Below are 17,687 nucleotides of genomic sequence, written 5' to 3'. Positions count from 1 at the left end.
AAGCGTATCGGTCCAAAGCCGAGTGAACGCGCCGTCCGCAGAAAATTTCTGGCCCCTGCCCGCTTTAGCGCCAAAGACTTCGCGAGCAGCGATAAATTCGTTGAGAAAGGTATGATATGTCGCCTTCCCAGAGGCCGGTACGAGTTCTAGTAGCCAACCGAGGGGAAATAGCGACGCGCATCATCCGGACACTGCACGAGATGGGTTGTGAATCCGTGCTGCCTACATTGCCCGATGATTCATGTGGCATTGCCGCAACACTAGCCAGCCAGGCCGTACTGGTGGACCCCCGGTCAGAAATCTTTACCGATATAAACGAAATGGTGGATTTCGCTGTAGAACACAGAGCAGATTTGGTTCACCCGGGATATGGCTTTTTTGCCGAGGACCCTAAGTTTGTCGAAAAACTAGCAGCACATAAAATCCGATTTATCGGCCCAAATGCCGCTAGCATGCGCACACTTGGCGAAAAAGGACAAGCCCGAAAATTAGCAGAACGCCTCGGCATACCCACAATACCCGGAATCGACCAAGGAAATGTCAAAGCAGACTCCATCAGGAATTTCATTGAAAAACATGGGTACCCGTTTATTTTTAAACGAGTAGACGGTGGCGGAGGCCGAGGAATCACAAAGATTGAAAACGCGCGCGATCTCGAAACATTTTTCCGGGTAAATGAACAATCCCCGGAGGCATTAACCAAATATGTCGTAGAGAAGTATCTCATGCGGCCACGCCATATCGAGACCCAGTGCATTGTCGACGTAGACGCAGAACCACTCATCCTCTCGACGAGAGAGTGCTCAGTCCAACGACGAAACCAAAAGCTAGTCGAGGAAGCACCTGCAATTAACCTAACAGAGAGTAATGTTGCGCGGCTCCACAACTACTCGAAGCTTTTACTAAAGGCTGCGGGTTATACAAATGCTGGCACCTGTGAATTTTTGGTAAGCAACGACAACATCTACTTTCTCGAGGTCAATCCAAGAATCCAAGTGGAGCATACTGTCACCGAAGAAATAACGAGTATTGACCTAGTACGGGCGCAGCTCGAAATCGCTCTTGGGAAACGAGTCGGTCTGACCGAAGCACAATCTGGCCACGCAATCGAAGCACGCATAACTGCTGAAGATTTAGGCAGCCCGACAGGAACCGCTGGTGGACAAATTTCAAGACTCCAGCTGCCTGCAGGTCCTGGTGTCCGCGTTGAAACAGATGCAGTACTCGGGTGCACGATTACTGACCGGTTCGATCCACTGGTCGCTAAAGTAATCGCTTACGGCAACACACGTGACGAAGCACTTAACCGACTTCAACGGGCTCTAAACGAAACAGTAATCGAAGGCCCAACAACATCTCTATCTACACTTCGCTCTTTGCTTGATGATAGTGACTTTGCAACCAGTAGCTATGCCGTGACAACACAGTGGTTTGAGAGTGATTTTTTGCCCCGAAAAACCAGATTGCTACAGCGTCAAAAACAAGGACCAGGAGCGAAAACACAAACGTTAGTAGCTAACGATATTCCCTCGGTTGATCCATTTAGCATCCAACTGAGACGCACTAAGTACGACGCGCTAAGCACACTTGATCAACAGACGGCCGACGGCTCAGTCTACGCGCAGAGACCATGTTCCGTAGTAGCCGTGACTAAACATCCAGGCGACGTCGTCTTATCCGGTGACGTAGTACTCGTAACGGAAGTTATGAAGATGGAGGAAAAGGTTTGTGCTCCCATTTCGGGGCGGATAGTCCAGTCACTCAAGGTTGGCGACAGACCACGTATAGGGGATCTCTTGCTACGCATAGAAAAGGACAAAAATGACGAAATCGAGTAGCGAAAAAAACGTTGTCCAGGAGGATGAAGTTAAAAGGGTAACAGCTAGGGTTCTCAACGCACAGCGACTTGACTACGACAGGTTGCACCATGAGCGTAACCGAGTTATTGAAGACCGTGCACAGGCACGCAACAGCGCTTCTGTTCTTTCTCGGATTTCCGCCTTGGTCGATGCTGGCACTTTTCAGGAGCACTGGGAGTTTTTAGGGTACACACCTAATCAACATGAACAATTACCTGCGATTATCACGGGCCTAGGAAAGATTCATGGTCGCGATGTAGCTGTTTACGCTCAGTACGACTCAGGCGGCGCGGGCGCATTGGGTGCAGTGGAAGCAACTAAGATGCTTCGACTGTTTGAACTTGCGGAGCGACAAAGAATTCCCATCGTCGGAATTATCAATTCAGCTGGAGCCCGAATACAGGAGGGCGTTTCAGCTCTTTCAAGCTATAGCCGTATTTTTCATAAGACTGCTGCACTGTCTGGCACGGTTCCCCAAGTCAGCATTATCGTAGGAGCTTGCGCTGGTGGCGCGGTGTACGGCCCTGCGATGACAGATTGCGTCGTTATGGTTGCCGAATCTTCTTTCATGTTTGTCACAGGACCATCGGTTGTACGTGCAGAGATCGGTGAAACGGTTGATGCTCTTGAGCTGGGTGGAGCAGAAGTCCACGCAACTAAGTCCGGTCTTTGCGACTACATGGCTGCTGACGAAGAAGACGCTTTTGAGTACTGTCGCTGCTTCTTATCTTATCTCCCTGATAGTTGTGGAAGCTATCCAAGGAATTTCAACTCCTTCGAATCTGAGGTTGTCCCACAACGTTTACCCAGCGAGGTAGTTCCTGCTGATTTTCGCGAGTCCTACGATGTCCGCGACCTTGTCAGATCTCTTGTCGATTACGGCGAGTTCCTTGAGGTTAAACAAAATTATGCGAGATCGCTGTCAACTGGTTTTGCCTGCCTAGGTGGGTTTCCGGTCGGCATTGTGGCCAACAACCCTCGCTACTATGCAGGAACGCTGGACTCAGAGTCGTCAGAAAAAGGGGCTGCCTTCGTTCAGCTCTGCGATGCGTTCAATGTTCCCATCGTTTCTTTAGTTGATGTTCCCGGTTATTTGCCTGGTAAAGACGTCGAAGCTGGCGGAATTATCCGACGGGGATCTAAATTGCTTTTCTCTTATGCCAGAGCCAGCTGCCATCTATTAACAGTTGTCGTTAGGAAAGGGTATGGCGGCGCCTTCGATGTCCTAGGGTCGAAGGCTCTCGGTGCTGACCGGGTTCTTGCGTGGCCGACGGCGCAGGTAGCCGTTATGGGAGCTAACGGTGCAGTAGACATTCTGTACCGGCGCAGGCTTGCTTCAATCGACGACGCAGACGAACGCTCGCGCGTTCGCGAAGAGCTACGCAAAGAGTATGAAAAAGAAGTCATGAATGTTCATCGTGCGGTCAGCGAAGGTGACATTGATGATGTTATCGCTCCCGATGCGACCCGCGACAGGCTTATTGAAGAGTTACACCGTTGGCATGCGAGTCGGCCACAGCCTTCCTCATCGCCCAAACACGGCAACTTCCCGGCATAACTACCCCGCACCGAAGTGTCTGCCCGTGCTGCGTTGGCTCCGGCACTAGCGCCGGAGGTTATGAGCCAACGCGCCGAGGTCGGTCTAGGCGGTTAGACTGGCACCGACCGAGATGTGGAGCGGTTTGACTGTCCATACCCCGAGGCAGCCACTCCTCGACGCTAGGTACTAGTAGGAGTTACCCCATGGCTTTGCGCGAAAACGACAAGGACATCATCAACGATTCCGATCTCTGTGGTCGCCGCCGCGCGATTCCCGTCAAACCTGCTGAAGGGGTAAGCAAACCCACCTATGCCGCTGGTGCGGTGTTATGGCGGGGCAACCCCGCTGACCCGGAAATCGCCGTCATCCACCGCCCGCACTATGACGACTGGTCCCTTGCCAAGGGCAAGCTCGACCCGGGCGAGAACCTGCCGGCAACTGCAGAGCGCGAAATCCGTGAGGAAACCGGCTACCAGGTTCGCCTGGGCAAACTGTTGGGCAACGTGGAATACCCGGTCAAGGATCGCACCAAAATGGTCTGGTACTGGACCGCGGAGGTCCTCGGTGGTGATTTCACGCCTAATTCTGAGGTTGATGAGATCCGCTGGGTATCCCTGGATAAAGCCCGCGAACTGGTCAGTTATGAGCTCGATAGCGGTGTGTTGGATAAGGCCGCCAAGCGCTTGGCGAAAGAACCTGATACCCGCGTGATTTATGTCCGGCATGGCCGCGCCCATTCCCGTAAGAAGTGGGCTGGTGAGGATTACCGTCGGCCTCTGGATAAGAAGGGCCGCCGGCAGTCGGAATTGCTTGTGGCAGAGCTACTCCCCTTCCGCCCGGAGCGGATTTATGCAGCTGAGCCGGACCGTTGTCAGCAAACCGTGCAACCTCTTGCCGCTGAGTTGGGGGTTGAGGTGGAAGTCGATTCCCGCTTCGGTGATGATGGCTGGCTCAATTCGATGGTGTCGGCGAAAAAGGCATTTGCCGACGTTGTCGCTGAAGGCGGAGTGTCAGTGATCTGCGCTCAGGGGATGATTATTCCGGACATGATCGCCTCGCTATCAGCCAAAGGCACACTGCCGCTCGAGACTGATGAGGTGCCGTGCATGAAAGGCTCAGCATGGGTGCTGGGCTTTAATGACGGCGTGTTGACAACTGCTGACTACTACGCTTCCGCCCTGGCGATTAAGTAGCGACACTCCCCGGTTATCCGCCGGGGTTTTTAGCCGCCGAAGCTGCCGTGCGAGGAACTGCGGCGCACGGTGTGCCCGCAGGTGTGCGGTATTTCGCCGTCGGCGACGACGGTGCGGAAATACTTCGCTGGCCGGAAGGTCGGGGTCCGTATGGCGGGTACGGATATTTCGGCGCCGGTATGCGGGTTGCGTGCCCGTCGTGCTGCCCGGTCTTTGGCATCGAAGGTGCCAAAACCCATGATGGTGACTGCGTCGCCTTCGGCCACACTGCGGACAATGATGTCCAGGGTGTGTTCCACCATGGTCGCGGCTTGGGCTTGGGTGATGCCAAGGCGGACGGCGAGCTGAGATACCAGGTGCGATTTGTTCACTGTAGGGCCTTCCGCAGTGGTTGTTGGTGCCGACGGCATTGCCCAACAATTTAGCCAAAGACAATAGTCTTTACTGCAAAATCTTTTATTTATTCGAAGGCCCTACCCCCGAAATAACGCACCTGGCGTACTACTGGGCGTCTTGCTGCAGCGTGCGCGGCTTATGCGCCGGACGATTGCTCTCGTATTGGCTAATCGCATCCTCATTGCGCAGGGTCAGCGAGATATCGTCAAGGCCTTCGAGCAGGCGCCAGCGAATATAGTCATCAACCTGGAAGGGCAGTACGACGTCCCCGCAGGAAACATTGCGTTTTTCAAGGTCAACGGTGACGCTGCGGCCGGGTTCCTCGTCGAGCAGCTTCCACAGCAGTTCAATATCGCCCTGCTCCATCTGGCCGGCCAACAGGCCCGCCTTAGCGGAATTGCCGCGGAAAATATCAGCGAAACGAGACGACAGCACGACGCGGAAGCCGTAGTCCATCAGTGCCCATACTGCGTGCTCACGCGAGGAACCAGTACCAAAATCGGGCCCGGCGACCAGCACTGAACCAGCGGCGTACTCGTCCTGGTTGAGGACGAAATCTTCTTCGTTGGTACGCCAGTTGTTGAACAGTCCGTCGGCAAAGCCAGTGCGGGTGACACGCTTGAGGTAGACCGCCGGGATGATCTGGTCTGTATCGACATTGGACCGCTTCAACGGCACGCCAATACCGGTGTGGGTGGTGAATTTCTCCATCATGGGGGTGTTCTCCTTGATATCCCGCGGCGTTTAGGCCGATTCCGCGGTCGGCATCGGCAGGCTAATCGGGCCACCGGCCCCAGTTTCCGAACCGGGTTCGATAACTACAGCTGCGGCCTTCTCATCGAAGCGGGCTAGCTGTTCTTCCGACACCGGTTCCAGGTCCGCCGGAGCGCGGAATTTACCGGTCACGGCGGTGGCGGCGGCCACGGCTGGGGACAGCAGGTGGGTGCGGCCGCCCTTGCCTTGGCGTCCCTCGAAGTTACGGTTGGAGGTCGATGCGCAGCGTTGGCCGGGGGTGAGCTGGTCGGGGTTCATGCCCAGGCACATGGAACAACCCGGCTGGCGCCATTCGGCACCGGCGGCGAGGAAGATCTTGTCCAGGCCTTCGGCTTCGGCTTGTTCACGCACCCGCGCTGAACCGGGCACCACCAGCATCTGGACGTTTTCGGCGACCTTGCGGCCACGCATGACCTCAGCAGCAGCACGCATATCTTCAATACGGCCGTTGGTGCACGAGCCGACGAATACGACGTCGACCGGGATATCGCGGATGGGCGTGCCTGGGACGAGGTCCATATATTCCAGCGCGCGGCGACCGGCGATGCGCTCGGATTCATCGGGGAACAGCTCGGGGTCCGGGATATCGGAGTTCAGTGGCACGCCCTGGCCGGGGTTTGTGCCCCAGGTGATAAACGGCGACAGAGCGGAGCCGTCGATCTCGACGACGGTGTCGAATTCGGCATCGTTATCGGTGACCAGGGAGCGCCAGTACTCCACGGCTTCATCCCACTGCTGCCCCTGGGGTGCGTGGGGGCGGCCTTTGAGGAATTCGAAGGTGGTCTCATCCGGCGCGATCATTCCGGCACGGGCACCGGCCTCGATGGACATATTGCAGATTGTCATCCGCGCTTCCATCGATAGCTTCTCGATGGCTTCGCCGCGGTACTCAATGACGTGCCCCTGGCCGCCGCCGGTACCGATTTTGGCGATGATTGCGAGGATGAGGTCTTTGGAGGTCACCCCGGGCTGCAGTTCGCCGGAGACGTTGACGGCCATGGTTTTGAATGGCTTCAGCCGCAGCGTCTGGGTGGCTAGCACGTGTTCGACTTCGGAGGTGCCGATGCCGAAGGCCATCGCCCCGAAGGCGCCGTGGGTGGCGGTGTGTGAGTCGCCACAAACCACGGTGGTTCCGGGCTGGGTGAGACCAAGCTGGGGGCCAACGACGTGGACGATGCCCTGCTCGAGGTCGCCCATGGGGTGCAGTCGTACGCCGAACTCTTCGCAGTTTTTGCGCAGTGTTTCCACCTGGGTGCGCGAGACCGGGTCAGTAATGCCTGCCAGCAGGTTGGTGGTGGGCACGTTGTGGTCTTCGGTAGCGATGGTGAGATCGGTGCGACGCACTTGTCGGTTGGCAAGACGCAAGCCATCGAATGCCTGTGGGGAGGTCACCTCGTGGCACAGGTGCAGGTCGATGTAGATCAGGTCTGGGTCGCCATTATCGCCTTTAGTGACGATATGGTCGCGCCAGACCTTCTCTGCGAGAGTCAGCGGTTTCTGAGCGTCGGGGGTGCTCATGGTCACCTCATGGGTTGTTGCAGGGGCTTGCTCGGGCGGGAGCTGCCGCCCAAGGGGAGGGTGCCATCCCATTCAATGGGATGTTAATATCATTGTATGGGACAGACTAGCACACGGGAAAACGGCGATCTCAGCGCCGGTACCCATGCCAGCGGCATTAAGGTACTCGACCGTTCGGTGCTCATCCTCACCACCGTCGCCGACGGTGCGTGCACCCTCACTGAACTGTGCGAACGCACCGATCTGCCCCGGGCAACCGCGCACCGCCTCGCCACCGCCTTAGAGGTACACCGCCTCGTGGCGCGCACCCCAGACGGCCGCTGGACAACAGGGCCAGGCCTAGCCGCACTGACACCAGTGACATCCGATCTGCTTGCCGACGCCGCCGCCCACGTCCTGCCACGCCTGATGGAACTGACCGGCGAATCGGTCCAGATATATCGTCTCACGGGCGATACCCGAACCTGTATCGCCTCCCTGGAACCGCCGACGGGACTGCGCAATACCGTTCCGGTGGGGTCCCGAATGCCGCTCACCGCCGGTTCTGCCGGTCGCGTATTCCTCGCCTTCGGCCCGCACGGGCTCGCCGAGCGATTCCTCGCTGAGTCTGAATACACCGAAGCCGACCTGGCACAGACTCGCCGCGATGGCTGGGCTGAGTCCATCGGCGAACGCGACCCGGCCCTGGCTTCTGTTTCCGCGCCGGTTCGTAATTCGGTTGGCGAGATGGAAGCTGTGCTGTCAATTTCTGGTCCCGTAGAGCGACTCAGCCCCTCCCCCTATGGCATGTGGGGTGAAGAGATCCTCAAGTCCGCCCACGCCATGGGCACTCGTCTGTGAACCGCGCCGCCGACGCCCCCTGGTACCGCCACGTCGCACTTAGCCTGTCCACGTTGGCGGCGGTGGGCTCAACCACCGTGCATATGGGCGTGCCTTTTCTTATCCCGGCACTTGTGAAATCGGGCTATTCCCTCGCCACCGCCGGGTTCATCGCTTCCATGCCCGCTGCTGGCATTGTGGCCACGCTCATCGCCTGGGGGTGGTTTGTTGACCGCTTCGGCGAACGCGCCGCTATCTCCCTCGGGCTGGGACTGACCGCCCTGACCACAGCGGTTGCCGCAATCGCGGCCCAGCACGGCGCGGCTGCACTGGCAGTGTCCTTATTTATTGCTGGCTGTGCCGCAGCCTCAGTCAATTCCGCCTCCGGCCGGGTGGTGTCAGGCTGGTACCCGCCTCATCAACGAGGCGCTGCGATGGGTATTCGGCAAACCGCCCAACCACTAGGCGCTGCCCTATCAGCTGCGGTCCTGCCGGTACTGGCGGCCAACTTCGGCATCCAGGTCGCTTTAGCATCAGCAGCGGGACTGTGCGCAGCACTCGCGGTGACCTGCCTGGTCGGCATTATTGACCCACCGCGCCCCAGTACCGGCAGCCCAGATCATAATGCGGCTGCACAGAACCCCTATCGCGGCGATGGTCGGCTGCCCTATCTGGTGCGCATCCATCTCGCATCGGCTCTTTTGTCCTGGCCGCAGTCGATGATGGGGGCAATGTTTTTGGTGTGGCTCATCGAGCGCGGGTATCCGCCAGCACAAGCGGGCCTGATTGTGATGTGCGCCCAACTCGGTGGTGCGGTCTCCCGGGCAGCTTTAGGTTTTCTCTCCGACCGGGTGCGCTCGCGCATTCGGCCATACCGGTGGGTCGCCACCGGCACCGCCGTGCTGTGTCTATGCGTGGCCGCACTGGATTACCTGGCACTGAACACTGCCGCCACTGCGGTGATGATGGCATTAAGTATTGCGGCAGTTTCCCATAATGGGCTGGCCTTTACCGCGGTCGCGGAGTACTGCGGGCCGTTGTGGTCAGGCAGGGGTCTGGGGACGCAGAACACCTTTCAAAATATTGTTTACGCATCTACTCCCGCGCTGGCTGGCCTCGTCGTCACCAGCGCTGGTTTCCCCGCACTATTCCTGCTCAGTGCGGCTTTTCCGGCGGTATCAGTACTGGTTTCACCGCGTGCCGATAAGCGCCGCACACGATCAGTACGTCGGAAAGCGCAACCATCACCGCGCCCATAGGCGTTAAAGTAGCGGCCATGGAGATGCACGACCTGAGCGACAGCGCACAGAACTACCTCAAGGCGCTGTGGACGCTGTCGGAGTGGTCAAACATGCCAGTGCCGTTATCTAAATTGGCTGAGCGGCTCCAGCTTCGGCCTTCTTCGGTCTCCGATCAGATTCGGCGCCTGCGCACCCAGGGCCTCGTTGATCATGACCCCTATGGTGCGGTGACCCTGACCCCGCGGGGGCAGGCGATTGCGTTACAGATGGTGCGCCGCCATCGCCTTGTGGAGACCTTCTTGGCCCAAACCCTCGACTACACCTGGGATGAGGTTCACGAAGACGCCGACCGGCTCGAACATGCCATCTCGGATCGTTTATTGGAACGGCTAGATAAGTTCCTCGGCTCACCGCAGCGCGACCCGCACGGTGACCCCATCCCCGGCCCCGACGGCACAATTGCGACCTCACTAGACGAGAGCCTCGCTGCGGTCACCCCCGGTAGCACTGTGGAAATCTCCCGGGTGCGCGATGCTGATTCGGCCCTGTTGCGCCACCTCGCAGATGTCGGAGTAACCCCCGGGATGCAGTTCACGATGCTCGACCAAGGGCTTGCTTCAGGGGTGCTCCTGTTGCAGCCAGCAGGTGGCGCAGAAGGCAACAATCCCGGCCAACCGGCAGTTGTGCCAGTTAACCGGGATGTCGCCAACTTAATTCGGGTTCGTCTTCCCGAGGCATAACAGCCCTAACCGGTGACTCCCCCACTCCCTTAAGGGGCAGGAGGGTCAAGGTGGGTGGGTTGCCAGTAGGTGCGGTTGTGGTGCACCAGCGGGGCGTCGTCGGTCCCCGGGATGTAGGTCCGCTTCACCTGGCATAGCAGGAGCCGGGACTCGCCGACGGGCACGATGGATATCACCGAAGCGCGTAGCCACGCTCCCGTGCCGCGCAGTACCGGAAGGCCATCGTCGCCGGGGTTCCATTGCACACCGTCGAAGCGGTCGATCCCGGAGGTCGCAAACTGGGTGGCCAGTTCACTATGCCGAGTAGATAACCGGTGGGCGACAATTTCCCTGGTGTGTTCGACAGCGGGCCACGACGATGATCCGCTTTGCAGCGAGAAGGTGAATACGGCCGGGTCCAGGCTTACCGACGCCAGCGACGAGGCGGTAAAGCCCACTGGTTCTCCGTCGGCATTGCGGGTGGTGATGATCCACACGCCAGAGGCGGCGCCGCGGAAAAAGACCCGCAGGCCCTCTCCTGCCGGCGGCATGGTCTGGTAGGACGGCGCTGCCGAAGCCTGAGGCCGTTGGGTCATTTGTTCTCGTCCACGCGGGTGCCGGCCTTCGCGCCCGACTTCAGCGAGTAAATCTCCTCGACGTGGATAACCACGGCGCGCTTGGGTTCGGGCATGCCGTTTTCCTTGGCGAATGCGATGCAGTTATCCCATGCTTCGCCTTCGGTGGTGGTCTCGGCGGTACCGAGGAAGCGGTAGCCGTCCAGGTTGGGCCGGTCGATCACGGCGACGGCAACCTTGGAGCCTGCCTCGATATTGGCCAGGTGCTGGCCACCGGTGTTTTCGTTGTAAATAAGTTTGTCGTCTCCGAAGGCTCGTAGCGACCGCTTCGGGCCGATATTCGGGGTGCTGCCATCGGTGACCGTAGCCAGGATGGGTAGTTGTTCAGCGAGCATCTGCTGCATAGCTGAGTCGATTGTGGCCATGTGCGTGATTCTCCTTACTGGTAGTTGCCGAAAGGACGAACTCAACCCTAGACTTCGGTGCTACGTACTTCAATCTACGTGGGACAGAAAGGCCGCGATGGCACTCATCGTCTACTTCTCCTCGGTATCTGGCAACACCCACCGGTTCGTGGAAAAACTTGGTCTCCCCGCACGCCGCATCCCGCTGCGCCGCAAGGACCCGCACTTGCGTGTTGATGAGCCTTATGTGCTCATCGTCCCGACATATGGCGGCGGTTCGGAGAAGGGGGCGGTCCCCAAGCAGGTCATCCACTTCCTCAACGACGAGCACAACCGTCGTCTCATCCGTGGAGTGATCACCTCGGGCAACACCAATTTTGGTGAGGCTTTTTGTAAAGCCGGCCCGATTATTTCCGCCAAGTGTGGGGTGCCGGAGCTGTACCGCTTCGAACTTCTCGGCACTGATGCCGATGTCGCCACTGTCAAACATGGCCTCGAGCAGTTCTGGGCGCAACAGCCCGATGAACACACCAACGATTCGCATTCCGACGGTCACGCCGAGGCCAGCTAACGCCTAAATATCCCCTTGCCCATCCCCGTCGAAAGGGACCGAGAACTCCTAATGAGCACGACACATATCACCCCGCCGCAATGGAGCGTCGGGGAAACCCGACCGCTGCACCCCATCAACTGGAACCGCATCCAGGACGAAAAAGATCTCGAAATCTGGCACCGGTTGACTGCCAATTTCTGGTTGCCGGAAAAGGTGCCGCTATCTAATGACCTGAAGCAGTGGCGGATGCTTTCCGACGCCGAACGCGAACTGACGGTTCGTGTTTTCACCGGCCTGACGCTGCTCGATACGGTGCAGGCCACTGTTGGTGAGGTCTCTCAGATTCCCGATGGCCGCACTGAGCACGAACAGTCGGTGTACACCAATATTGCCTTCATGCAGGCCGTCCATGCCCGCTCGTACTCCTCGGTGTTCTCCACGATGTGTTCGACGCAGGAAATCGATGAGGCCTACGAGTGGGCCTGCAATAACCCGGTTTTGCAGCAGCGCGCTACTGCGGTGATGAAGCATTATCGCGGTGACGACCCGCTGAAGCGCAAGGCTTCGGCGACCCTGTTGTCCTCGTTATTGCTCTATGCCGGTTTTTATCTGCCGCTGCGTTTTTCCGCCCGCGGCGTGATGATGAATACCGCCGATATGATTCGTCTTATCCTGCGCGATAAGGCGGTGCACGGCTACTACTCCGGATACAAGTATCAGCGCGGTCTCGACGCCTACCCGGAGCGCAAAGAAGAGATGGAGGCCTTCGTCTACGACTTGGTTGACCATCTTCTCGAGTTGGAGCTGAAGTACTCCTCGGAGCTGTACGAGGGCTTCGACATGATCGATGGTGTGATGGCCTTCGTGTACTACAACGCGGATAAGGCGTTAATGAATCTGGGCTACCGCCCGCGCTTTGAGGCTGAGGCCGCCAAGGTGGAACCTGATGTGTTGGCTGCGCTTGCTCCCGACGCCGCAGAGACGCATGACTTCTTCTCCGGTTCTGGTTCGTCCTATGTCATCGGGCGGGCTGAATCCACCGATGATGGGGACTGGGACTTTTAAGTCCCCCTCCCCCGCGATAGGCACAAAAAAGCGCCCCCACCGTGTGGTGGGGGCGCTTTGTGGTACCCCGTACGGGATTTGAACCCGTGCCGCCGCCGTGAGAGGGCGGTGTCCTAGGCCGCTAGACGAACGGGGCTAGCGTGTCGTGCGCTATTGCTGCTGCGCGCTGACCGGGAAAGATTATCAGGACGCTATCTTGCGTACCTAATCGCCTGCGTAGCTCGCATAATTCCCCATGGATCTAGTTGCCGCTGCGCAGTTGTGCTCACTACCCTTAGTGAATATCGTTTTCTTTAGTGATGTGAGTTTTGAAGGAGAGTGACATGACAGATCAGCACAGAGTCGACGTCGCAGTCATTGGAGCTGGCCCCGCAGGCCTCAGCGCAGCTACCGTGCTGGGCCGCCAGCGCCGCACCACGCTGCTATTGGACTCCGAAAATTACCGCAACGCCGCTTCCCCGGCCGCCCATATGGTCCTTGGCCAGGACGGCACCGCCCCTAAGACGATTCGCGAACAAGCCCGAGCGACCATCGCCGAGCTTCCCAGCGTCGAATACCGCATCGCGACGGTGACGGACGCCGAGGTCGCCGAAGACGATGACGCGGTGGTTCTCACTCTTGCTGATGGCACCTCTATCGTCGCCCGCCGCGTCATTCTCGCCACTGGCCAGGTTGATGATCTCGACGTCGTCGATGGCCTGCGCGCCGCCCATGGCACCTACAGCTTCCACTGCCCCTACTGCCACGGCTGGGAGGCCCGCGACACCGATATCCTCGTCGCTGCGCTGCCTCACACCATGGCGCTGCGTGCGGCTTACCAGGCGCTCTACTTGCGGGACCGGATCTCTGAGCGCGTTCGTCTGCTCGCGCCCGCGCAGGAAATCCCGGCCGCCCAGCGCGATGCGCTAGCCGCACTTGGTGTAGAGCTCATTGACGCTATTGCCACCGACATCTCTGGCGGGCCTGGCGCCACGGTGGTCCGCGATAGTTCAGGGGCGCAGCATGAAGCGGAGACACTGTTTGCGGTGCCGCCGACGGCCCCGGGCAGTGAGATTGCCCAGTGGCTTGGCGCCGAGACCTTGGGGCCGTGCGTTGTTGTCGACCAGCATGGCCGCACCACTGTTGCGCAGGTTTTCGCAGCCGGCGATGGTGCGGTGCCCCGCAATGAGCCTGAGCCATTGACTTTCGTCGCCCAGGCAGGCGCTGAGGGACAGCGTGCAGCCCTGTGGGCCGACCAGGACTTGTTCATGGGCCGCCCCGAGATCCCCTTGCCTGAAGGCCTGTAGGCCCACTGGCTACTGCCGGGCATAGAAAATGGCCCACCGGTTAACCGGTGGGCCATTTATTGTACCCCGTACGGGATTTGAACCCGTGCCGCCGCCGTGAGAGGGCGGTGTCCTGGGCCGCTAGACGAACGGGGCTTGACAAAACCCGCCTTCATAGACGGGCTGTCAGCTGGCCTACCAGGACTCGAACCTAGAACGACGGTACCAGAAACCGCTGTGTTGCCAATTACACCATAGGCCATTGTGCTCAACGTTCTGCGGTGTGCAGTCCGCCGTGCGCAACGGGACTTACTATATGCAGCTACCTAGCACCTACACAAATCCCCAGCGTATTGGCCATTTTTCGTAGCGTTTTGGGCATTGGTACGCACAGCAAAGCCCCGCCACCACATATGAAGTGCTGGCGGGGCAGAGCGCTTATGACACCGGAGTCTACTGCGCGGGCTGGTACGGGGTCACCGCTTGCGCCTTACGCAGCCGAGCAAGCGATACTTCCTTGCCCAGCAATTCCATGGACTCAAACAGTGGTGGGGAAACCTGTGCGCCGGTAATTGCCACGCGCACCGCACCAAAGGCCTTGCGGGGCTTAAGCTCCAGGTCCTCAATGAGCGCCTTGTGTAGCGCCCGCTCAATTTCCTCGGTGACGAAGCGGTCATCGCTGATGCCCTCGACTGCTGCAATGGCCGCGTCGAGGGTCTGTACCGCGTCTTCCTTGAGGTTCTTCTTCGCGGACTTCTCGTCGAGTTCAAATGCGTCTTCGCTGACAACGAGGAATTTCAGCAGGCCCCAGGCATCGCTCATGGTCTTGATGCGGGTCTGCACCAAATCGGCGGCGATATCGAAGTCCTTGGCCGGGTAGCCCTGGGGGAAGTCATACTGCTTCTCCAAGTAGGTGCGCAGCCGCTTGGCGAAGTCCTCTTTGTCCAGCAGTCGGATGTGCTCGGCATTGATCGCGTCGGCCTTGCGCTGGTCGAAGCGCGCCGGGTTGGCGTTGACGTCGGCGACGTCGAAGGCAGCGACCATCTCGTCCATGGAGAAGATCTCGTTATCTGCAGAAATGGACCAGCCCAGTAGCGCCAGGTAGTTCAGCAACCCCTCGGGGATGAACCCATTTTCGCGGTGGATGAACAGGTCTGATTCAGGGTCTCGCTTGGACAGTTTGCGGTTGCCCTCCCCCATCACGAACGGGAGGTGGCCGAACTGGGGCACCTCCTTGGCTACGCCGATGCGCTGCAGCGATTCATAGAGGGCGATCTGGCGCGGGGTGGAGGACAGTAGATCCTCGCCGCGCAGCACGTGGGTGATTTCCATCAACGCATCATCAACCGGGTTGACCAGGGTGTATAGCGGGTCGCCGGAGGAACGGGCGATAACGAAGTCCGGGACGGAACCGGCTCGGAATTCGACATGCCCGCGCACCAGGTCGTCGAAGGCGATGTCGTGGTCGGGCATCCGCAGTCGGATGACTGGTGTGCGGCCCTCGGCGCGGAAGGCTTCCTTCTGTTCGTCGGTGAGATCACGGTCATAGTTGTCGTAGCCGAGCTGGGGGTTTTCCCCCTTGGCTTCGCGGCGGGCGGTGACTTCCTCGCGGGTGGAGAAGTCCTCGTATGCTTCGCCGGCGTCGAGAAGCTTCTGCAGCACGTCCTGGTAGATCTCACGACGCTGCGACTGGCGGTAGGGCCCGTGCGGGCCGCCGACGTTAATTCCTTCATCCCAGTCGAGGCCCAACCAGGTCAGTGCGTCGAGAATCGCCTGGTAGGACTCTTCGGAGTCTCGGGCGGCATCGGTATCTTCGATGCGGAAGATGAGTTTTCCGCCCGTGTGGCGCGCATAGGCCCAGTTGAAAAGGGCGGTGCGGATAAGCCCAACATGGGGGGTTCCGGTTGGTGAGGGGCAGAAGCGTACGCGAACGTCAGACATGGCCCCTACGGTACCTGGCTGCCCGGGTGCTTTTCCGCTCTGCCTACCACCTGCACCGTCGCCGGACCCCGCACCCGTAATACCCCAGGCGGTATTATTGTTCCTATGGGTGCACAAGGTAGCCGGCTCATCAATACTCCCCTGCCGTTCTTCGCCACCGTGATGGGCACCGGCGGACTCAGCCTCGCCTGGCGGCGCTGCGCGGAGGTTCTGCACACTCCAGAGTTCATAGCTGAAGCGCTGTTCTGGGTGGCGCTCGCAGTTTTTATCGTTACCTCGCTTGGCTACGCAGTGCGGATTTCGGACCCAGCACGGCTGCGCGCCGATCTGCAGCGCCCCATCACAGTCACCTTCCTCACCACTATCACCGTGTCGATCGTTATTCTCTCCGCGGCAAGCAGAGGCGCGCTTCCCGACGGTCTCGCCCAGGCCATGTGGTGGCTGGGCGCTATCGGACACCTGGTGGCGATGGTGGTGACGATGCGGTTGTGGATGAATCCGCGAATCACGCTTAGCCATGTCACCCCGGCATGGTTCATTCCGGTGGTGGGTAATGTCATTGTCCCCTTGGGCGGTTGTGGTTTCGGCAGCATCGAACGCACTGTCAGCCTCGGGTTTTTCGCAATCGGGGTGGTGATGTGGCTCGGCCTGCTGCCAGTTGTGCTTTTCCGGCTTTTCCTCGCCGAACCGATGCCAGCACCGCTGTCGCCTACTGCACTGGTACTTCTCGCCCCACCAGCGGTATCGAGTGTGTCCGCGCATCTGCTTTTCGACGGTGGTGCTGCCCCTGGCGTATTGGCCACCATGCTCATGGCTTCTGCCGGGGCTTTTCTGTTACTGGCGCTGACGATGGCCCCGGAGATTGTGTCCGCCCCCTTTGGGCTAGCGCATTGGGCGATGTCTTTTCCACTTGCAGCGATGGCCTCAGCGACACTGGTTTTCTCATCCGTAGTCGGCCTTATTTTCTTGGCCTTCGCGACGATTGTGATCTGTGCGCTGTGGGCGCGCACTGTCGTCGCTATCGCCAAAGGCGCACTCTTCGCCCCGGCGCTGCCCTAGTTCGCGGTGGGATACCATTCATCGGCGATATCGCCGTGATAGCCAGCGGCGCGTAGCTGCTCGATCCATTGGGCAATAGGTGCTTTCCCGGTGCCGGGTGCGCCTCGGCCTGGGAAATCCGCGATCTGTACGTGGGCTGGCAATAGTGTCGGGTCGTCGGCGGCGTCGGCAAGATAGGCGGCGGTATCAATGCCTAGTGCCGCGCAGTGGAAGAAGTCGAGAAGCAGCCCGCAGCCGGTGTCGTGGGCAAGGCGCGCACCAACCCACGGGTCCCGCACCGGCAGGTGCGCATTACCTGACATGGGTTCAAGCAGTGTTGTCACACCATGGGGACGTAAATAATCAGCGATCTCGGCGATGCGCTCGCGTTGAATATCAAGTATCTCTGGGCCGCCGGCGCCGGGCAGTAGATTCGACATTGTCATCCCGGTTTCGGCTGCGATATGAGCAACGATGTCCAGGTGTGCGCTCGGCAGCTGGCGGATGTGTAAAACGCCGCGTTCACCAGCGCCCAGGTCGCCGCCGAAAAGGTTCATCGCCGCCAGGTGTACCCCGGCTTCACGCAGGCCAGCAAGGAAGGCGTCCACGTCGTCATCTGCTGGCACGGGGCTTGGAAAAGGCCACCAGTATTCCACCCGGCGATAGCCGGCCCGGGCTGCAGCGGCGGCAGCAGCGGCGGTATCGAGGCCGGCGAAAACGGTAGAGCAATTGACGATATGCGTGTTCATCGGCGCCGATTCTATCCGCCACGAATACGTTCATGATT

16 protein-coding genes, 3 tRNA genes and 1 pseudogene are annotated in these 17,687 nt (G+C 59.3%); 10 read left to right on the top strand and 10 right to left on the bottom strand.

Translation table 11 applies throughout. The features are described from left to right. Nucleotides 1-116: 116 nt before the first annotated feature. The 3 genes from KRX51_RS04545 to KRX51_RS04535 all read left to right on the top strand — a co-directional run bounded on the left by KRX51_RS04545 (nt 117) and on the right by KRX51_RS04535 (nt 4,592). Complete coding sequence (locus KRX51_RS04545; protein ID WP_218361763.1) at nt 117-1,838, top strand: biotin carboxylase N-terminal domain-containing protein; 1,722 nt, start codon at nt 117-119, stop codon at nt 1,836-1,838. Then, nucleotides 1,822-3,417 (top strand): acyl-CoA carboxylase subunit beta, encoded by a 1,596-nt coding sequence (locus KRX51_RS04540; protein WP_218361761.1) that lies wholly within the window; start codon nt 1,822-1,824, stop codon nt 3,415-3,417. Before KRX51_RS04545 ends, KRX51_RS04540 begins: the two co-directional genes overlap by 17 nt. Before the next feature lie 185 nt (nt 3,418-3,602). Beyond that, on the top strand, nt 3,603-4,592 hold the full coding sequence (locus KRX51_RS04535) for a bifunctional NUDIX hydrolase/histidine phosphatase family protein (protein ID WP_218361760.1): 990 nt from the start codon (nt 3,603-3,605) through the stop codon (nt 4,590-4,592). A 29-nt stretch (nt 4,593-4,621) separates the two neighbouring features. Here KRX51_RS04535 and KRX51_RS04530 read toward each other — a convergent pair whose 3' ends face one another. The 3 genes and pseudogenes from KRX51_RS04530 to leuC all read right to left on the bottom strand — a co-directional run. Further along, on the bottom strand, nt 4,622-4,963 hold the full coding sequence (locus tag KRX51_RS04530) for an HU family DNA-binding protein (protein ID WP_218361758.1): 342 nt from the start codon (nt 4,961-4,963) through the stop codon (nt 4,622-4,624). Nucleotides 4,964-5,093: 130 nt separating this feature from the next. Continuing rightward, nucleotides 5,094-5,699, bottom strand: coding sequence for a 3-isopropylmalate dehydratase small subunit (leuD, locus tag KRX51_RS04525; protein WP_218362272.1), 606 nt, complete (start codon nt 5,697-5,699; stop codon nt 5,094-5,096). A 150-nt stretch (nt 5,700-5,849) separates the two neighbouring features. Next, a pseudogene (leuC, locus tag KRX51_RS04520) lies at nt 5,850-7,280 on the bottom strand (3-isopropylmalate dehydratase large subunit); the annotation flags it as partial. A gap of 96 nt (nt 7,281-7,376) precedes the next feature. Here leuC and KRX51_RS04515 point away from each other — a divergent pair. The 3 genes from KRX51_RS04515 to KRX51_RS04505 are packed head-to-tail and all read left to right on the top strand — an operon-like array spanning nt 7,377 to nt 10,080. Next, nucleotides 7,377-8,120 (top strand): IclR family transcriptional regulator, encoded by a 744-nt coding sequence (locus KRX51_RS04515; protein WP_218361755.1) that lies wholly within the window; start codon nt 7,377-7,379, stop codon nt 8,118-8,120. Further along, the gene (locus KRX51_RS04510; protein WP_370625019.1) at nt 8,117-9,358 is read left to right on the top strand and encodes an MFS transporter; all 1,242 of its coding nucleotides are present in this window, start codon (nt 8,117-8,119) and stop codon (nt 9,356-9,358) included. Before KRX51_RS04515 ends, KRX51_RS04510 begins: the two co-directional genes overlap by 4 nt. A gap of 17 nt (nt 9,359-9,375) precedes the next feature. Further along, entirely contained in the window at nt 9,376-10,080 is a 705-nt protein-coding gene (locus KRX51_RS04505; protein WP_218361754.1) for a metal-dependent transcriptional regulator, read from the top strand. Nucleotides 10,081-10,109: 29 nt separating this feature from the next. On the opposite strand, the gene KRX51_RS04500 is transcribed toward KRX51_RS04505, so the two are convergent. Together KRX51_RS04500 and KRX51_RS04495 are read right to left on the bottom strand one after the other, a co-directional pair. Continuing rightward, nucleotides 10,110-10,655 carry a flavin reductase family protein gene (locus KRX51_RS04500; protein ID WP_218361753.1) on the bottom strand — a complete coding sequence of 182 codons (546 nt, stop codon included), beginning with the start codon at nt 10,653-10,655 and terminating at the stop codon, nt 10,110-10,112. Then, nucleotides 10,652-11,059, bottom strand: a complete 408-nt coding sequence (locus KRX51_RS04495; RefSeq protein ID WP_218361752.1) for a pyridoxamine 5'-phosphate oxidase family protein — start codon at nt 11,057-11,059, stop codon at nt 10,652-10,654. The genes KRX51_RS04500 and KRX51_RS04495 overlap by 4 nt, the downstream gene beginning before the upstream one ends. Before the next feature lie 97 nt (nt 11,060-11,156). Between KRX51_RS04495 and nrdI the strand changes: the two genes are divergently transcribed. Further along, nucleotides 11,157-11,609 carry a class Ib ribonucleoside-diphosphate reductase assembly flavoprotein NrdI gene (nrdI, locus tag KRX51_RS04490; protein WP_218361751.1) on the top strand — a complete coding sequence of 151 codons (453 nt, stop codon included), beginning with the start codon at nt 11,157-11,159 and terminating at the stop codon, nt 11,607-11,609. 51 nt (nt 11,610-11,660) lie between these two features. After that, nucleotides 11,661-12,656: a class 1b ribonucleoside-diphosphate reductase subunit beta gene (gene nrdF, locus KRX51_RS04485; protein WP_218361750.1), complete on the top strand. Its 996-nt coding sequence runs from the start codon at nt 11,661-11,663 to the stop codon at nt 12,654-12,656. 60 nt (nt 12,657-12,716) lie between these two features. On the opposite strand, the gene KRX51_RS04480 is transcribed toward nrdF, so the two are convergent. After that, nucleotides 12,717-12,792, bottom strand: a tRNA-Glu gene (locus KRX51_RS04480). Between the two features lie 187 nt (nt 12,793-12,979). Here KRX51_RS04480 and KRX51_RS04475 point away from each other — a divergent pair. After that, nucleotides 12,980-13,942: an NAD(P)/FAD-dependent oxidoreductase gene (locus KRX51_RS04475; RefSeq protein WP_218361749.1), complete on the top strand. Its 963-nt coding sequence runs from the start codon at nt 12,980-12,982 to the stop codon at nt 13,940-13,942. Nucleotides 13,943-14,004: 62 nt separating this feature from the next. Here the strand turns inward: KRX51_RS04475 and KRX51_RS04470 are convergent. The 3 genes from KRX51_RS04470 to gltX all read right to left on the bottom strand — a co-directional run bounded on the left by KRX51_RS04470 (nt 14,005) and on the right by gltX (nt 15,862). Next, nucleotides 14,005-14,077 (bottom strand) — tRNA-Glu (locus KRX51_RS04470). A 34-nt stretch (nt 14,078-14,111) separates the two neighbouring features. Beyond that, nucleotides 14,112-14,183 (bottom strand) — tRNA-Gln (locus KRX51_RS04465). Nucleotides 14,184-14,374: 191 nt separating this feature from the next. After that, complete coding sequence (gltX, locus tag KRX51_RS04460) at nt 14,375-15,862, bottom strand: glutamate--tRNA ligase (protein ID WP_218361748.1); 1,488 nt, start codon at nt 15,860-15,862, stop codon at nt 14,375-14,377. Between the two features lie 105 nt (nt 15,863-15,967). Here gltX and KRX51_RS04455 point away from each other — a divergent pair, with 105 nt between their 5' ends. Continuing rightward, complete coding sequence (locus KRX51_RS04455; protein WP_218361746.1) at nt 15,968-16,921, top strand: SLAC1 anion channel family protein; 954 nt, start codon at nt 15,968-15,970, stop codon at nt 16,919-16,921. Here KRX51_RS04455 and KRX51_RS04450 read toward each other — a convergent pair. Next, nucleotides 16,918-17,649 carry a TIM barrel protein gene (locus KRX51_RS04450; RefSeq protein WP_218361745.1) on the bottom strand — a complete coding sequence of 244 codons (732 nt, stop codon included), beginning with the start codon at nt 17,647-17,649 and terminating at the stop codon, nt 16,918-16,920. The two genes, KRX51_RS04455 and KRX51_RS04450, sit on opposite strands and share 4 nt — an antisense overlap. Nucleotides 17,650-17,687: the final 38 nt, after the last annotated feature.

The organism is Corynebacterium sp. TAE3-ERU12 (assembly GCF_019209905.1).
Lineage (GTDB): Bacteria > Actinomycetota > Actinomycetes > Mycobacteriales > Mycobacteriaceae > Corynebacterium.
Note: the sequence above shows the minus strand (reverse complement) of the source record. Positions and strands in the feature narration are given on the sequence as shown.

Bases quoted from the DNA above. Each gene is read 5' to 3' on its own strand.
- KRX51_RS04545 (WP_218361763.1), top strand. From the start codon at position 117: ATGTCGCCTTCCCAGAGGCCGGTACGAGTTCTAGTAGCCAACCGAGGG.
- KRX51_RS04540 (WP_218361761.1), top strand. From the start codon at position 1,822: ATGACGAAATCGAGTAGCGAAAAAAACGTTGTCCAGGAGGATGAAGTT.
- KRX51_RS04535 (WP_218361760.1), top strand. From the start codon at position 3,603: ATGGCTTTGCGCGAAAACGACAAGGACATCATCAACGATTCCGATCTC.
- leuD (WP_218362272.1), bottom strand. From the start codon at position 5,699: ATGGAGAAATTCACCACCCACACCGGTATTGGCGTGCCGTTGAAGCGG.
- KRX51_RS04515 (WP_218361755.1), top strand. From the start codon at position 7,377: ATGGGACAGACTAGCACACGGGAAAACGGCGATCTCAGCGCCGGTACC.
- KRX51_RS04505 (WP_218361754.1), top strand. From the start codon at position 9,376: ATGGAGATGCACGACCTGAGCGACAGCGCACAGAACTACCTCAAGGCG.
- KRX51_RS04500 (WP_218361753.1), bottom strand. From the start codon at position 10,655: ATGACCCAACGGCCTCAGGCTTCGGCAGCGCCGTCCTACCAGACCATG.
- KRX51_RS04495 (WP_218361752.1), bottom strand. From the start codon at position 11,059: ATGGCCACAATCGACTCAGCTATGCAGCAGATGCTCGCTGAACAACTA.
- nrdI (WP_218361751.1), top strand. From the start codon at position 11,157: ATGGCACTCATCGTCTACTTCTCCTCGGTATCTGGCAACACCCACCGG.
- nrdF (WP_218361750.1), top strand. From the start codon at position 11,661: ATGAGCACGACACATATCACCCCGCCGCAATGGAGCGTCGGGGAAACC.
- KRX51_RS04475 (WP_218361749.1), top strand. From the start codon at position 12,980: ATGACAGATCAGCACAGAGTCGACGTCGCAGTCATTGGAGCTGGCCCC.
- gltX (WP_218361748.1), bottom strand. From the start codon at position 15,862: ATGTCTGACGTTCGCGTACGCTTCTGCCCCTCACCAACCGGAACCCCC.
- KRX51_RS04455 (WP_218361746.1), top strand. From the start codon at position 15,968: ATGGGTGCACAAGGTAGCCGGCTCATCAATACTCCCCTGCCGTTCTTC.
- KRX51_RS04450 (WP_218361745.1), bottom strand. From the start codon at position 17,649: ATGAACACGCATATCGTCAATTGCTCTACCGTTTTCGCCGGCCTCGAT.